Source organism: Rickettsiales endosymbiont of Trichoplax sp. H2, assembly GCF_009690945.1.
Taxonomy (GTDB): Bacteria; Pseudomonadota; Alphaproteobacteria; order Rickettsiales; family Midichloriaceae; genus Aquirickettsia; species Aquirickettsia rohweri.
Genome location: NZ_NPHZ01000002.1, coordinates 30,618 through 45,846 on the forward strand (window position 1 = coordinate 30,618; position 15,229 = coordinate 45,846).

A 15,229-nucleotide genomic window follows, 5' to 3' on the forward strand; every position below is an offset into this window, starting at 1 on the left:
TGCTATGGATTTAAAAGATTTTATACCACAAAATTCAGGAGAAATATTTAAGGATTTTACTAAAGAACAAATCTCATCAATCAATAAAATAGATAATATACGAGATAAAGTTATAGCTATTCTTAAACTAATTTATGACCCTGAAATATCTGTAAACATTTGGGATCTAGGTTTAATTTATAATATCGATATTTCTAAAAAAAATATCATAAACATAAAAATGACATTAACATCACCTACCTGCCCTGTCGCTGATGCTATACCTCAAGAAATTAAAACTAAAATTAAATCAATAATTACCGAAGCTAAAGAAGTAAATGTAGAACTTGTTTGGAAGCCAAAATGGGATAAGTCAATGATGACTGAAGAGGCAAAATTTATTTTAGATTTATTTTAATTTCATCTAAATATACATATAGCTCATACTAATAAAGCAATATAATAAAAAGTATCAAGCAAAAATTTCTTTTTGATAGTTATTACATTTCTACTAAATCTTTGAGCTCAATATCAATAGGTGTTATGCTTAATAAAATTCTATCTCCTTGCAGATCAGGTGCCCTGTGAAACATACCCTCCTTTAGATTATTATCTAGAAAAAAATATCCTATCTGCCCATAATGTGGAATAACAATATTCTTTCTATCAAAAGAATCAATCCCATCCTTATCTTCAATGACTCTATCCCAATTATCAGCTTGCTCAATATCACTAATAACTTCTCCATATATCATAGTACCATTTCCAATTAATGGGACTACAAACCTCTGATCGCTTGCTTTACCACATAAATCCTTAGGTATTTTTCCACTTAAACATTTTCTTATAACTTCATTTCCATCTGTATGCCATTCTGAATCAGCATTATTCCTAACCACTTTATTTTCTACAATTAACTCTACAAATGCATCATAAAATCCTAATGGTTCTATTACAGATTTAATTGCATATTCAATAAGAAATTTAAATTTATTAGTACATTCATTTTTATCTGTTAATAATCTACAACCTATAAAATTATCAAAATTTGTACCATTAATATCTGAGAAGTAAAAATCTAAAACAGTATCCTTCATTACTAAAAGTTGTTCCACATACAAATTATCATCTGAAGAAAACTGTATAGGCGCAACACCAAATTTATTATTATTGTTATATTTTTTTACTATCTCATAACTAATTTCACATTTATTAATTTCGGCTATTCCCATGGCTCACACTAAAAATCAAAGTAGTGATCATACTTTGAAAGAGAAAAAAGTCAATATATTTATATATACTTATTCATGGCTTTGTTGCAACCAGCTTAAATACACAGTATAAAGCAAAACAACAATGGAAAAAATATATAAGAAGCAAAGTTTATAGATTTAGTAACAGGTTTCAAGAATCGACATTTTACAGAAGAAGTTATGATTAGATATATTAAGCGGCATTAGTTATTGCAAATTACCCAAAGATATCTACATCACTACAACAGCATTAAAAAATCAAAAAATCACTTTGCAAATTCCATAATTTTCTATACTTTCCATTTTCTTTTAACATTAGATCTTTATGGCTACCTTCTTCAACAATTTTTCCATTATCAATTACTAAAATTCTATCAAGATTTTTAAGAGTTGAAAGGCGATGTGCAATTACTATTAAAGTTTTATCAGATTTTTTAATTATATTTTGTGTTGTTTCTTGTATGCATTTTTCTATTATACTATCAAGCGCTGAAGTTGCTTCATCAAAAATTAAAATTGGTGAAGCTTTTAAAAGTGCCCGTGTAATTGCAATTCTTTGCCTTTGCCCAACAGAAATTTTTATTCCTCTTTCTCCAATAATAGTATCATATTTATTTGGTAAATTTTGAATAAATTCATCTGCATTAGCCTGTTTTGCTGCTATTATCATATCTTGCACAGCTGCTTTTTTATTACCTTGCATAATATTATCTTTAATACTTCGATGAAAAAGCATTATATCTTGTGGAACAATAGACATGTAATCATATAAACACTCTTCTGTAATATCATTTATATTTTGTCCATCTATTAATATTTTACCTGAATTAACTTTAAAAAATCTTAGTAGCAGATTCACAATTGTAGATTTGCCTACTCCAGATACTCCAACCAACCCAACTTTTTCTCCTGACTGTATAATGAGATTAAAATTATTTAAAATCAATTTTTCTCTTATATATCCAAATTTAACATTATTAAATTCAATCTTCCCATTTCTAATAGCAATTTTTTTAGAACTCAATTTATTAATTAAATCATGTTTTTCCTCTAGGATCGTAAAAGATTGCTTTAAATCTCCAATAGATGCATGTAAATCACGAAAATTCAAAATTGCATGCCATAATTCATTACTTGCAGCAAAAATAATACCAAATACAAAAGCAAAATCGCCAATTGTTATCAATCCCTGATTTTTTAAATAAATCATTGCCCATAAAATTGACGCAAGCAAAACCCAATAAAATAAACTAGCAATAATTTGAACCTTAAAGTCATATTTATACATTGATACTTCTTTTGGAATTGTATCTTTATCTAATTCAGTTTTTAATTTTCTTAGCTCTTTATTTCTTATATTAAATATTTTAGTTGTAACAATATTTGATATATTATCTGCAATAAGGCCAAATAAATTATGTTTAGATTCACTTACTTTATTAGAATATTCTGAAAGTTTATCGGTCAGTTTATACATAGAAATTATAAAAAATATAGACCAAATAAATATGAAAATACCAAGCCAAATATTCACAATAGACAACGCAAAAGTTGTTATTATAAATGAGGCAAAAGGACTTAATAATTTATGATGAATTGTTCCTGATATGTCATCATAACCTGATAAAATACCTTTTATTTTACTTGTGATTGCACCAATATGATTATTTTGAAAATATGAATATGAGTGTTTTTGAACATATGCAAAAGATTTAGTAAGAATCTCTTTTCTCACATATGGTTCAGCTCTCCATTCAGCCCAATTAGATATCCTCCAAATTACATCAATATACGCTTGTGTAAATATAAAAAGAGTTATTGGAGCTATTATTGTATATAAGTTCAAACTTGTATATGACACCATTTCATCTATTAACATCTTAACAACATAACTATTAAGACTAATATAAAAACCACCTAAAATTGGAGCAAGCATCATAAGTAAATAATAACCCCAATATGGCTTTATACATTCCCAAAAGAAATTGAATAGCTTATGATTATTTATCATTTACATAAATTTGTTTTTATTGAATGTGTGTAGGTTATATCATATACTTTTAAGTACATAAGTGAATAAAATTAACAATGAAGGAAGAAAAAAACAACAATAAACCAACAAATTAGTACTGCAACTATTAAGAAAAAGGAAAGCAACTTTATTAAGGATTGTAAGGCAATGCAAGAAGAAATTGATAACTGTACTAATAATAACAATGATATATATCACTTTGAAAAACTTCGAAATAAAAAGAATTATAAAGTAGATTGCAACAATGATAAATACTGCCACTCTAATGAGGATATTAATAATATCAATGATCCCTTTAATGAGAATCATGTTTCTTACTTTGAATCTTATTTTCTTAATTGGCTCTTTAATTCATGTTGTTAGTATTAACTAAAACTTATAACTTCAATTATTTAATATTTAATGCTAATCTGAATTGGATATAAGAAGTTAGAAATTTATACCAGATATTGTGGTAATGATGAGAAGTATTTCTCATCATTCATCACGAATTAGTAATGTAATTCATACTGTATAGCTAATTCCTTATAATTTAGCTATAGTGATCCAGAATTGTTGCCGTATTTACATTTGTTGATAACCTTTGTGGATTGACGCGAGCAATAAAATGCTCTCGCAATAACTATATTGCTAACTAAACGTGTGTTCAAGTTGTCTTATGCAATATTTCTTACCTCTTAGAAAGCAATTCTTATCTCCAGATCGAGTTAATATTAATAATTTAATTCATAACAATTATTCAAAAAATGATAGCTTTTTTGAACCATGCTCTTGTGATAGTAATTAATGACCTAGAATCTTTATTTCTTCCTCTAAATTAATATTGAATTTTTCTTTAACTTTCTGACGCGCTAATATAATCAAATCTTCTAAATCTGAGGATTTTGCACCTCCTTCATTTATGAGAAAATTACAATGCAATTCTGAAAATTTTGCACCACCTATTTTTTCACCTCTTAACCCACATTTATCAATTAATTGCCAGGCTTTTTGATTATGTGGGTTTTTAAAGGTTGACCCTCCTGTTTTTGATTTTATAGGTTGAGTAGAAGAACGTGCCTCTTGAATATTATCAATTGCTTTTTGAATTTTGTTTTTATCACCAAAATAACCTTTGAATTTTGCTTCAAAAAATAGCCATTCCGCACTTAACTTTTTTCCACGATAATAATAACCAATTTCAGAAGTTAAAAAAGTCTTTATTTCAGATGTAAACATATTAATTGCCTTTGCTTCAATTAAAACGCTTGATGTATCATTTCCATATGCACCAGCATTCATAGCAAGAGCCCCACCAATGCTACCAGGAATACCAGCAAAGAATTCAAGCCCTGCTATTGAATTTTTTGCAGCATAATTTGCTACATTTAAATCCAAAACTGCACATCCTGCTGTAATAATATTTTCTTTGTGATTAATATAATTAAACCCTGCTCCAAGCCTAATCATTACACCTCTCACACCTCCATCACGTATTAACATATTAGAACCTATACCCATTACATAGATAGACAAATTATTCGGCCTATTAGATAAAAAATATCTTAAATCATCAATATCTTTTGGTATAAAAAGAATATCAACAATACCACTGGTTTTAAACCAACACATCTTTCCTATATCTGCATTTTCTCTGTACTTTCCTTTAATTTTTGGTAATGTGTCAGTATGAGACATAATTATTTATATAAACTATGGATACGGAAATTTTACAAATAAAGAATAGCATAGAAAAGTCATTAGAGCTACTAAGAGGTTATCTTTGACCTAAATGTTGCAAAAGAAAGATTAAAAAAATTATCAATAGAAGTTGAAGATCCTGATTTATGGTCAAATCAAACAAAAGCAAAAGCAATACTAAAAGAAAAAACATACTTAGAAACTAATATTGAAAAAATAATATCTATAGAAGAAGATCTAAAATCATATATTGAAATGATAGAACTTGCAGAAATAGAGGGTGATGAAGAAATATTTAAAGAAACATTAGAGCAACTTAAAAAATTAAGTGAATCAGTTAAAAATCAAGAAATAGAATGCTTATTAAGTGATGAACTAGATGAAAATGGTTGCTTTCTTGAAATTCATTCTGGTGCCGGTGGAACTGAAAGTGATGATTGGGCATCTATGCTAATGAGAATGTATCAAAGATGGATAGAGAGACATAAGTTTCATTATGAAATTGTTGATAGTTTAATTGGCGATGAAGCTGGTATCAAATCAGTAACTTTTAAAATTCAAGGTAAAAATGCTTTTGGCTGGTTAAAAACAGAAAGGGGAGTACATAGACTTGTTAGAATATCTCCTTTTAATAGTGCTGGGAAAAGACATACTAGCTTTGCAAGTGTATGGGTGTATCCTAAAATAGATAATGATGTATCTGTAGATATTAATGAATCTGATTTAAGAATTGATACATATCGTTCATCTGGTGCTGGTGGGCAACACGTCAATACAACAGATAGTGCTGTAAGAATCACTCATATACCTTCTAAAACGGTTGTTCAATGCCAAAATAACAGATCTCAACATAAAAACAAAGAAGAATGCATGTCTATGCTTAAATCAAAATTATATGAATTAGAATTGAAAAAAATTGAAGCCAAAGATGACAAAAAAGACTCTGAAAAAACTCAAATAGGATGGGGTAATCAAATTCGTTCATATGTTCTGCATCCATATAAAATGGTCAAGGATCTGCGTACTCAATTCCAGACTTCAAATACAACAGCAGTTCTTGATGGCAACATCGACCAATTTATTTATGAAGCATTAATCACATCTACAATTGGACAAGGAATGAAAATCAAAGGTTAAATATAGATTTTGATAAATTTAAAAATGATTACTTGAAGAAAATTGCCTATTCTGTTATTAGTAAATTAAAATTTTTTTATAAAAATTAAGATGGATTACCCTTTAATGCCTAAGGCTACAGCAGTATGGCTAGTAGAAAACACAAGCCTTACTTTTGATCAGATAGCTAATTTTTGTGGACTACATGTACTTGAAGTGCAGGGTATAGCCGATGGAGAAGTTGCTAAAGGTATCAAAGGAGTTGATCCTATTACACACGGTCAAATTACGTCTCAAGAACTACACAAGTGTGAAGATGATTCAAACGCTCAATTAACTCTTTCAGCTTCTGCAATAAAATTAATGAAAGAACAAGAAATTAGTAATAAAAAAGGTAAGTATGTTCCTGTTGCTAGAAGACAAGACAAGCCAAATGCAATATTATGGTTATTAAAAAATTGCCCTGAATTAACTGATGCCCAGATATCAAAATTAATTGGTACAACAAAAAATACAATTAATTTAATTAAGAATAAAACGCATTGGAATTATACAAATTTACGTGCTAAAGACCCAGTTTTATTAGGTCTATGTACTCAAGCTGATCTTAACTATATTACTGAAATTGCTAAACAAAAAGCTGCACTTAAAAAGGAAAAAAATTAAACACTCAGTTACTCTCAATGTTATTTGTTATTAATTTAAGTTTGAGCTAATTATTCTGTTTATATAGATCTTTCCATAAGCAACAAAACCTCTCAATTTCCTCCATGTTGTTACATGGTCCCAAACTTACCCTTATAGAATTTTTTGCTATATAATCAGGATAACTCATTGATAATTGAACCCTAGGCAATTCTATTTTACCTGAAGAACAAGCAGAACCTGCACTTACTGAAATCCCATTTAAGTCAAAATAAATTAATTGTGTTTCAGAATTTACATTCGGCATATATATTGAAGATGTATTTGGCAATCTCTTTGCTCCATCACCAAAAACAATTATATCATTTGAAATATCTTTTAAAGATTTTTCTAAAAATTTCCTTAATGTAATAGTTTGGCTAAATTCTTCTTTAATTTTGTCTAAAGATTTAAATGCTGTTGCCATACCATAAATTGCAAATAAATTTTGTGTTCCTGATCTTAATCTAAATTCTTGACCTCCCCCAAAAAATATTGGAGCTAAACTTAGGTTTTTATTATAAATTAATGCCCCTGCTCCAACTGGACCTCCAAATTTATGTGAACTAAATGTTATTAAATCTATACCCTCTAAATTAACATCTACTCTTCCAATAGCTTGCGTAATATCGCAATGAAATGTAACATCATACTGCTGTATAAGATTTACAATATCTTGAATAGGTTGAATAGTACCAATTTCATTGTTAGCATACATTATAGATAAAAGTATTTTTTTATCTTTATTTTTATCAAGATAATTTTTAAGAAATTTTAAATCAACAATACCTTGAATATCTACAGGAATAACACCCTCTCCAATAACATTTAATACTGCAGGATGCTCAATACAACTACAAATCTTTTTATGTTCAGGAAAATTTTTCAGTACAATATTATTTGCCTCAGTACATCCACTTGTAAAAATTAACTCATGACTATTATTTAAATTAAGACACGCTTTTATTATTTCTCTAGACTCTTCAAGAAATTTTCTAGCAATCCGTCCATTTTTATGTAAAGATGAGGGGTTTAATGGTATTTTACAAATATCAGAAATAGCCAACCAAACTTTATCATTAATTGGAGAAGTTGCATTATGATCAAAATAAATCTGTTTCATTATTATTTTTATTTTGATTTTTTATAGTTTCATAGTATTTAACTTAATTATAAAACAATTAATAGTATTTTTTAAATGATAAAAGAAGTTATTTTTAATGGTGAAGCTGGCAGGCTAGAAGGTAAATATAGCCAAAGTGAAGAAAAATTTGCTCCAGCTGCGCTTATATTACACCCTCATCCTCTCCATGGTGGCACAATGAACAATAAAGTTGTTTATCACACTTTTCATACTTTTGTAAAAAATAATTTCTCCGTTTTAAGATTTAATTTCAGAGGAGTTGGTAAATCTCTCGGTAGTTTTGATCAAGGAAATGGTGAATTAATAGATACAGCAACTGCAATGGATTGGTTGCAATCAAAAAATCCCGAAGCATCAAGTTACTGGGTTATAGGATTCTCTTTTGGAGCATGGATTGCAATGCAATTATTAATGAGAAGACCTGAAATAGATAGTTTCATTACAATTGCACCTCCTACTACATCTTATGATTTTAATTTTTTATCACCATGTCCTGCTCCAGGACTTATAATCCAAGGTACTGAGGATGACATATCTAAAGAAGAAGATACATATACCTTATATGAAAAATTATCAAAACAAAGAAACAATGAAATTGAGTATGTTGCAATAGATGGAGCTAATCATTTCTTTACTAATCATATGGATAAATTAACAAATACTATAGATACTTATATTAAACCTAGGTCTACTAGACCCACACAGCCAAAAAAAATTAGAAGAGATAGAAAAAGAAAAGTCTCTGAAATTTAGCATATCTAATTTTCTTTATATATGTCCATCAAATTTAAAATATTAGATTCTTGCAATGATTCAAGAACTGGAATTATTTATACTGCTAATGGACAAATTAATACCCCTGCTTTCATGCCAGTTGGAACTTTAGCAACAGTTAAATCTATGCTTCCTGAGTCTTTGATTAAAACAGGTGCTGATATAATACTAGGAAACACTTATCATTTAATGTTACGCCCAGGAGAAGATGTAATATCAAATTTAGGTGGCCTTCATCAATTTATGAATTGGCAAAAACCAATATTAACTGATTCAGGTGGCTTTCAAGTTATGTCATTAGCCAAACTTAGAAAAATTTCTGATGACGGAGTTGAGTTTCGTTCACATATAGATGGTAAGAAGTATTTTCTATCTCCAAAAAAGTCTATAGAAATACAACACAAACTTGATAGTAATATAACAATGATATTTGATGAATGCACTCCATACCCAGTGAATTATGAATATGCAAAAGAATCTATGCATCTATCACTAAAATGGGCAAGAGAATCTAAGGACAATTTCATAGATAGGGAAGGATATGGAATATTTGGAATTATTCAAGGAAGTATATTTGAAGATTTAAGAAAAGAAAGTACAACAAAGCTAAAAGACATTGAATTTGATGGATATGCTATTGGAGGACTCGCCGTTGGAGAAGGGCATGACGAAATGCTCAAAGTTTTAGATTTTACTATCCCACATACACCAAATAACAAACCAAGATATTTAATGGGTGTTGGCAAACCAATAGATATAGTAGCATCTGTAAAAAAAGGAATTGATATGTTTGATTGCGTTTTACCAACAAGATCAGGTAGAAATGGCCAGGCCTTTATTACAGGCGGCACTTTAAACATAAAAAATAACCAATTTATCTCTGATAATTCTCCGTTGGATAAAAATTGCAATTGTTATACATGCAAAAATTACAGCAAGGCATATCTAAATCATTTAATAAGAAGCAAAGAAATATTAGGCTCTGTACTTATGACATGGCATAATATTTCTTACTATCAAAATTTAATGAGAAAATTAAGAAAATTAATAAATAATGATACACTTTATCAGTATAAAAATGAAGAGCTTATTTGAATTTTCAATAAATTGATGATATTACTTTAGCGTTAAGAATATAAAGTTAATAGTTGTATAAATGTTAAACCCATTAGAACAATTTCTGGTTAAACCCATAGTATCGTTTACAGTTTTTAGTCATACTGTTTCATTTACTAATTCAACATTAGCATTTTTTGTAACATATATAATTATTTTACTTTTAACAAAAATAGCATGTAGGAACTCATCATTAATTCCTAATAAAATTCAAGCATGCGGAGAAGCACTTTTTCTTTTAATTGATAATATGCTTATTTCAACTGCAGGTAAACAGTCTCAAAAATTTTTCACATTAATATTTTCACTATTTATGTTTATTTTAGTCAGCAATAGTATTGGAATGATACCTTTTGGATTTACTACAACAAGTCATATATTTGTAACATTTACTTTAGCTATTTTTGTATTTATAACAATAACCATAGTTGGTTTTATTAAAAATGGATTCTCTTATTTTTCACTGTTATTACCAAAAGGAACACCAATTTTTCTAGCACCACTAATTATTCTAATTGAATTATTTGCTTATCTTGCACGCCCTGTAAGCCTATCAATACGTCTGGCAGCTAATATGACCGCAGGTCATGTAGTTCTAAAAGTTCTTGCAACATTTGTTGTTTTATCAGGTTTATTAGGTGTCATGCCTTTTATTTTGTTGACAATATTGACTGGTTTTGAGATATTTATTTCAATTTTGCAGGCTTATATTTTTTCAGTTTTAACTTGTGCATACTTAAGTGATGCATTAAATTTACATTAATCTATAACTAATTATTATAAGGAGAAAAAAATGGAATTAGAAGCTTTAAAGTACATCGGAGTTGGATTAAGTTCTATAGCTATGTTTGGTGCTGCTGTTGGGATAGGTAATATTTTTTCAGCATTACTCAATGGTATTGCAAGAAATCCTTCAGCTGAAGAGAAATTAATGAAAGGAGCTTTCATAGGAGCAGGTCTTGCTGAAGCAATGGGTTTATTTGCTTTCTTAATAGCACTATTATTACTCTTTTTTGTCTAAATTTACATAAAATATGCCTCACTTAGATTTAACATATTTTTTAAATCAATGCTTTTGGTGTATTTTTATATTTTTGCTTGTTTATTTTACTGCAGGCAAGCAGTTTTTTTTAATATACACTAAAACATTAAAAAATAGAAAAGATTTAATTAATGATTATATTGATAAATCAAAAGAAATCTTAGAGAAGGCTAAATATATTGAAGAGCAGATAGAAAAATCAAAGAAAATATTATCTAATGATATACAAGAGCAAGAAAAAAATTTAAGAAAAAAAATATTTAATATCAAAAATGAGAGATTGATTACTTTAAAAAAGGATATTGAAAACAAAAATTTAGCTCATAAAATTTTTTTAAATAAACTAAAAGAAAATTTAGCTCAAGATTTCAATCAATACTCAGATGATATTAAAGAAAAAATAAATTTATATTTACTCGAAAAATAATGAATGAAATTATTTGGCTTACTATCTCTTTTTTTATTGTTTTAATTTTTAGTTACAAGCCCATTAAAATTCGTTTAAAGAAATTTACAGATAACCATATATCTAATACACAAAAGCTTATTAATGAGGCGAAGAAAACTCATGATGAAGCTCAAAAATATTTACAAAAATTAGAAATTGAAATTACAGAACAGAACAAATTAAATGCAGAAAAGCTAGCTCAAAGCAAACACCTTATGAATTCAATAAAATTACAGAGCGAAAAAGAAATTGAACAAGAAATTAAAAAGCAATTAGAAATTGCTGAGATACAAAGAAAAAAAGATGAAGAAGCTGTAAAGAAAGAGATAACCCTTAAATTTCTCTCAAAAAATATAAAAAAAATATTAAAAGAGATAAATAGCAATAAAAAAAGTAGTTCTTTTTTGAATAAATCTTTAAGTGAATTAGATGAAATTAAAATGAAAAATTAGACTCTTTTTTTTAATTTAAATTAAATATTCTCTAAATTACCATATATAATTTTACTATAATCTCAATGATTAGAAAAATTTAGATTTTTATTAACTTTATAAAATCTATAATATATGTTAATTAGTTCAAAAAAATATTTATGTATAATTTTGGAAAAAAATAAGAACCTAAAATTAAATAACATGCTTAAGGAATTAAGATATCAAAAGTTTAAATTGCTTTCTAAAAAAATTATGAATTTTGATTTATATAAATCATTATCTCTTAAAGAAAAATTTATACTTGATACAATTAAAGAAATTAATAACTAATTAAAAATCATTGTGAGAGCAAAAGGTGCTTGTGGCAATCCAGAGAAATAGCCACAAAACGTAAATAATAGCAACACCACTGGATCACCACAGTCGGGACTGGCATCCCTCCCTCGTAATAACGAGAGAGGTTATTATTAATTATACTCTTCCTTGGCTCTGACCTTGCCCTGAACTTCTTGCATTTTGCACTTTTTCTACAAAACTCCCAGCCTTTGCTTGTACAGCTCTTCCAGCTTCCCTTACTGCAACTTGCATTTTAGTTCCATGCTCTTGCCTTGTTGCTTTATGAGCATCATGCCTTTTATTAATCTCCGTTAATTTTTCTTGAGCCGCCCTTCTTTGTTGCTCATGCCTTGCTTCAAGTTCAGCTTTTGCAGCTGCAAGATCTGAACCAAGACCATCGTGCGCTTCACCACCTAAATCTAAGTCACGTTTATTTGCAACCTTGTCAATAGCATTTCCAGCTTTTTCAAAAGCTTTATCTAAAGATGCCATTTCTTTTCCTCTAGACCATTCTGCAACTTTCTCTTGTACATTTGCCACCGCCCTTTCTATTTTACATCCAATTTGACATAGCCCTTCATAAACCCATTGTACTAATGCTGAGTTTTTAATTGCCTGACCAAATTCTTGCAATTTTTTTCCAAAATCTTGAAGCCCTTCTTTAAACTTATCCCATGCACCTTTATTAACTTGCTCTTCTAATTTAGCAATTCTTTCCATCATCTCTGTCATCATTTCAGTTTGCTGTTGATTTTGTGCTGATAATTTAGCAATTTCTACTTCTAATGTACTATTTATAGTATCAAATTCACTTGCTGCTTCTTGTACTACTGGTAATGCTTCAACTACAGCATTCACTCCAACTTCTTCATCACCATAACCAAATAATGCTCCAAACATAATCTCCTCCTAATTTTATTGTTAATTAATTACTTATTTAATCTATGACTTAAGCGTAGCATAATCAAAACAATATGCAACTATAAATAGAAAAATTTCTATTTATTGCTATATTTAGTTGTTACAATGCAAAATAAAATATTGATACTCCATTTATGCCATATTCATTGCGAGAGAAATGCAAATGAAGTGCAGCAATCCAGTAATAAATAATAATTAATCGTTTATTTAATAAAATATTCTTCCCTTCTTCACTATTTTTTGGTAAATTGCCAAAAATTATGATAAATTAATATTAAATTCTATTTTTGGGGCCAAAAACAAATGAGCATTCAGAGCATATTAAATCAGCTCCCTCAATATGCGTACGATATTGACAAAAGCATTAGAGAGATATTTTTTCAAGATTTACAAACTTTAGAAAAGTACCAAATTTTTGGTATAGTTCTTACGGCAGGTTATGCACTTAAGCATGAATGCTTACTAAATTACATTAGACCTGAAGCAAAAAGGTATCTTGATAATAATGAAGCTAATGCTTGTAAAATTGCAGCTAGCACCATATCTATGACTAGTATGTATCATAATTTTAAGCACCAAATCAATGATGAAAAAATAAAACAACTGCCATCTATGCTATCTCTAAGTAATCTAAAGAGCCATAATATAGATCAAAAAGATTTTTCTATGTATTGTCTAGTTTCAGCGATAATAAACGGGTGTAAATACTGCATGGACGTTCATATTAGCAAGTTAAGAAAGCATAATTGTTCTTCTGAAATAATACGTGATATAGCTAGGATAGTTTCTGTAATCAAAGCCGCTGGAGATGTATTAGAAATTGAAAGAATGAGAAATTATGATTTTGTTGTTAGAGAAGAAAGCTTTTAAATATTTGCTGTGAAAAAAATAGCAATTATAGGTAGAGAGAATGTTGGTAAATCAACTTTATTCAATAAACTTTGTCAAAAAGAATTATCAATTGTCAATAATCAACCAGGAGTAACTCGAGATTATATAAAACATATAGGAAAATTATTTGATACAGAGTTTGAACTTATTGATACAGCAGGATGGTATTTAAATAAGAACAAAAAAGTTATACCTAACGTTAGAGAAAATACTAAAATTGCAATTGATGAAGTTGATATTATATTTTTTGTTGTAGATGCTAAATCATCTCTCTCAGAAGAAGATTTAACTCTTGCTAGGTCAGCTAATAAATTACATAAAAAAATCATTCTACTCGCAAACAAATCAGAATCAAATGTGTTTTTATCTCAAAATGATTTAAAAAAACTAGGATTAGGATTAGGAATTTTTATCTCTGCAGAACATAAATTAGGATTTGATCAAATTTATCAACTAATTAAAGATGATATAGATAAAGATAGTAACATATCAAATAAAAATGATGAAAGTTTATCCATTGCTATAATTGGAAGACCAAATGTAGGAAAATCTACATTATTTAATTCAATCTTAGGGTTTGAAAGAAGTTTGGTATCTGATATTGCAGGTACAACAAGAGATTATTTAATTTATAAAATAACTGAGCTAGGGACAAAAATAAACTTAATTGACACTGCAGGAGTGAGAAAAAAATCTAAGATTAATGAAAAAATTGAAGAATTATCTATCAAAAAAACTATATCTGCCATTAAAGCATCTAATATTGTTTTACTAATTATGGATTCTGAAAATGCATTTGAAAAGCAAGATTTAATATTAGCTAATTTAGCTTTGAACCATAATAAATTAATAATTCCTGTAATCAATAAACAAGATTTAATACAAAATATTGACGAATTTAAAGATGAAGTTAGATATTTAATTAAAAAAAAATTACCTCAAATTAAGGATATTTTAACAATTTTTATCAGTGCAAATAAAAAAATTAATAAAAAAAATCTGTTTAAAAAGGTAATTGCTTTATGGAATTTATATAACACTAGAATTCCAACATCTAAACTTAATGACTGGCTAAATAAAACGCTTGAGGCATATAGTATGCCAATTATAAAAAATAATATTAAACTTAAAATAAAGTACGTAAAACAACATTTAATTTGCCCACCAACTTTTGTGTTTTTTGTCAATATTACTAATAAAATGCATATAAATAAAAATTTTGAGAGATTTTTAACCAATTCATTAAGAACTAAATTTATGTTAAGTGGAATACCTATTAATATTTACTTCGTTGAAAGTAAAAATCCATATATTTTACAAAAAAATATTGACTATAGAGTATAATATATACTTATATTATTATGCGAAACGCCATTGAA

18 protein-coding genes are annotated in these 15,229 nt (G+C 28.0%); 13 read left to right on the forward strand and 5 right to left on the reverse strand.

Going from position 1 to position 15,229, the window contains the following annotated elements:
- Positions 1-4 precede the first annotated feature (4 nt).
- Positions 5-397, forward strand: a complete 393-nt coding sequence (locus h2es_RS02250; RefSeq protein WP_154511013.1) for an iron-sulfur cluster assembly protein — start codon at positions 5-7, stop codon at positions 395-397.
- Between the two features lie 82 nt (positions 398-479).
- Here the strand turns inward: h2es_RS02250 and h2es_RS02255 are convergent, their stop codons facing one another.
- Both h2es_RS02255 and h2es_RS02260 read right to left on the reverse strand, forming a co-directional pair.
- Positions 480-1,211: a hypothetical protein gene (locus tag h2es_RS02255; RefSeq protein WP_154511015.1), complete on the reverse strand. Its 732-nt coding sequence runs from the start codon at positions 1,209-1,211 to the stop codon at positions 480-482.
- 271 nt (positions 1,212-1,482) lie between these two features.
- A complete protein-coding gene (locus tag h2es_RS02260) occupies positions 1,483-3,171 on the reverse strand; it encodes an ABC transporter ATP-binding protein (RefSeq protein WP_195909956.1) in 1,689 nt (562 codons plus the stop codon).
- 240 nt (positions 3,172-3,411) lie between these two features.
- On the opposite strand from h2es_RS02260, the gene h2es_RS02265 reads away from it, so the two are divergent.
- Positions 3,412-3,627, forward strand: a complete 216-nt coding sequence (locus h2es_RS02265) for a hypothetical protein (protein ID WP_154511019.1) — start codon at positions 3,412-3,414, stop codon at positions 3,625-3,627.
- Between the two features lie 420 nt (positions 3,628-4,047).
- Here h2es_RS02265 and murB read toward each other — a convergent pair whose 3' ends face one another.
- Positions 4,048-4,941: a UDP-N-acetylmuramate dehydrogenase gene (gene murB / locus h2es_RS02270; protein WP_154511021.1), complete on the reverse strand. Its 894-nt coding sequence runs from the start codon at positions 4,939-4,941 to the stop codon at positions 4,048-4,050.
- A 17-nt stretch (positions 4,942-4,958) separates the two neighbouring features.
- Here murB and prfB point away from each other — a divergent pair.
- Positions 4,959-6,081 (forward strand): peptide chain release factor 2 gene (gene prfB, locus h2es_RS02275; protein ID WP_154511023.1). Its coding sequence is split into 2 segments (ribosomal slippage): positions 4,959-5,027 and positions 5,029-6,081, totalling 1,122 coding nucleotides; the frame shifts between segments, so codons are not numbered across the junction.
- Positions 6,082-6,159: 78 nt separating this feature from the next.
- On the forward strand, positions 6,160-6,726 hold the full coding sequence (locus tag h2es_RS02280; protein WP_410519456.1) for a cell cycle transcriptional regulator TrcR: 567 nt from the start codon (positions 6,160-6,162) through the stop codon (positions 6,724-6,726).
- Between the two features lie 46 nt (positions 6,727-6,772).
- Here h2es_RS02280 and h2es_RS02285 read toward each other — a convergent pair whose 3' ends face one another.
- Positions 6,773-7,867, reverse strand: coding sequence for a cysteine desulfurase family protein (locus tag h2es_RS02285; RefSeq protein WP_154511025.1), 1,095 nt, complete (start codon positions 7,865-7,867; stop codon positions 6,773-6,775).
- A gap of 75 nt (positions 7,868-7,942) precedes the next feature.
- On the opposite strand from h2es_RS02285, the gene h2es_RS02290 reads away from it, so the two are divergent.
- From h2es_RS02290 to h2es_RS02320, 7 genes are all read left to right on the forward strand, one after another.
- Positions 7,943-8,641, forward strand: coding sequence for an alpha/beta fold hydrolase (locus h2es_RS02290; protein ID WP_154511027.1), 699 nt, complete (start codon positions 7,943-7,945; stop codon positions 8,639-8,641).
- A 21-nt stretch (positions 8,642-8,662) separates the two neighbouring features.
- The gene (gene tgt, locus h2es_RS02295; RefSeq protein WP_154511029.1) at positions 8,663-9,757 is read left to right on the forward strand and encodes a tRNA guanosine(34) transglycosylase Tgt; all 1,095 of its coding nucleotides are present in this window, start codon (positions 8,663-8,665) and stop codon (positions 9,755-9,757) included.
- 61 nt (positions 9,758-9,818) lie between these two features.
- Positions 9,819-10,541 (forward strand): F0F1 ATP synthase subunit A, encoded by a 723-nt coding sequence (locus h2es_RS02300; RefSeq protein WP_126044417.1) that lies wholly within the window; start codon positions 9,819-9,821, stop codon positions 10,539-10,541.
- 30 nt (positions 10,542-10,571) lie between these two features.
- Positions 10,572-10,799, forward strand: a complete 228-nt coding sequence (locus h2es_RS02305) for a F0F1 ATP synthase subunit C (RefSeq protein WP_126044416.1) — start codon at positions 10,572-10,574, stop codon at positions 10,797-10,799.
- Positions 10,800-10,812: 13 nt separating this feature from the next.
- Positions 10,813-11,247, forward strand: a complete 435-nt coding sequence (locus tag h2es_RS02310; protein WP_154511031.1) for an ATP synthase subunit B family protein — start codon at positions 10,813-10,815, stop codon at positions 11,245-11,247.
- Complete coding sequence (locus tag h2es_RS02315; RefSeq protein ID WP_154511033.1) at positions 11,247-11,720, forward strand: hypothetical protein; 474 nt, start codon at positions 11,247-11,249, stop codon at positions 11,718-11,720. Before h2es_RS02310 ends, h2es_RS02315 begins: the two co-directional genes overlap by 1 nt.
- Positions 11,721-11,834: 114 nt before the next feature.
- Complete coding sequence (locus h2es_RS02320; RefSeq protein WP_195909957.1) at positions 11,835-12,032, forward strand: hypothetical protein; 198 nt, start codon at positions 11,835-11,837, stop codon at positions 12,030-12,032.
- Between the two features lie 141 nt (positions 12,033-12,173).
- On the opposite strand, the gene h2es_RS02325 is transcribed toward h2es_RS02320, so the two are convergent.
- Positions 12,174-12,938, reverse strand: coding sequence for a hypothetical protein (locus h2es_RS02325; RefSeq protein ID WP_154511037.1), 765 nt, complete (start codon positions 12,936-12,938; stop codon positions 12,174-12,176).
- Positions 12,939-13,262: 324 nt separating this feature from the next.
- On the opposite strand from h2es_RS02325, the gene h2es_RS02330 reads away from it, so the two are divergent.
- The gene (locus tag h2es_RS02330) at positions 13,263-13,829 is read left to right on the forward strand and encodes a carboxymuconolactone decarboxylase family protein (protein ID WP_126044411.1); all 567 of its coding nucleotides are present in this window, start codon (positions 13,263-13,265) and stop codon (positions 13,827-13,829) included.
- Between the two features lie 9 nt (positions 13,830-13,838).
- Positions 13,839-15,194, forward strand: coding sequence for a ribosome biogenesis GTPase Der (gene der, locus h2es_RS02335; protein WP_154511039.1), 1,356 nt, complete (start codon positions 13,839-13,841; stop codon positions 15,192-15,194).
- Positions 15,195-15,229 lie beyond the last annotated feature (35 nt).

Bases quoted from the DNA above. Each gene is read 5' to 3' on its own strand.
- h2es_RS02250 (WP_154511013.1), top strand. From the start codon at position 5: ATGGATTTAAAAGATTTTATACCACAAAATTCAGGAGAAATATTTAAG.
- murB (WP_154511021.1), bottom strand. From the start codon at position 4,941: ATGTCTCATACTGACACATTACCAAAAATTAAAGGAAAGTACAGAGAA.
- h2es_RS02305 (WP_126044416.1), top strand. From the start codon at position 10,572: ATGGAATTAGAAGCTTTAAAGTACATCGGAGTTGGATTAAGTTCTATA.
- h2es_RS02300 (WP_126044417.1), top strand. From the start codon at position 9,819: ATGTTAAACCCATTAGAACAATTTCTGGTTAAACCCATAGTATCGTTT.
- tgt (WP_154511029.1), top strand. From the start codon at position 8,663: ATGTCCATCAAATTTAAAATATTAGATTCTTGCAATGATTCAAGAACT.
- h2es_RS02320 (WP_195909957.1), top strand. From the start codon at position 11,835: ATGTTAATTAGTTCAAAAAAATATTTATGTATAATTTTGGAAAAAAAT.
- h2es_RS02315 (WP_154511033.1), top strand. From the start codon at position 11,247: ATGAATGAAATTATTTGGCTTACTATCTCTTTTTTTATTGTTTTAATT.
- h2es_RS02330 (WP_126044411.1), top strand. From the start codon at position 13,263: ATGAGCATTCAGAGCATATTAAATCAGCTCCCTCAATATGCGTACGAT.
- h2es_RS02325 (WP_154511037.1), bottom strand. From the start codon at position 12,938: ATGTTTGGAGCATTATTTGGTTATGGTGATGAAGAAGTTGGAGTGAAT.
- h2es_RS02285 (WP_154511025.1), bottom strand. From the start codon at position 7,867: ATGAAACAGATTTATTTTGATCATAATGCAACTTCTCCAATTAATGAT.
- h2es_RS02260 (WP_195909956.1), bottom strand. From the start codon at position 3,171: ATGATGCTTGCTCCAATTTTAGGTGGTTTTTATATTAGTCTTAATAGT.
- h2es_RS02310 (WP_154511031.1), top strand. From the start codon at position 10,813: ATGCCTCACTTAGATTTAACATATTTTTTAAATCAATGCTTTTGGTGT.
- h2es_RS02290 (WP_154511027.1), top strand. From the start codon at position 7,943: ATGATAAAAGAAGTTATTTTTAATGGTGAAGCTGGCAGGCTAGAAGGT.
- h2es_RS02265 (WP_154511019.1), top strand. From the start codon at position 3,412: ATGCAAGAAGAAATTGATAACTGTACTAATAATAACAATGATATATAT.
- h2es_RS02255 (WP_154511015.1), bottom strand. From the start codon at position 1,211: ATGGGAATAGCCGAAATTAATAAATGTGAAATTAGTTATGAGATAGTA.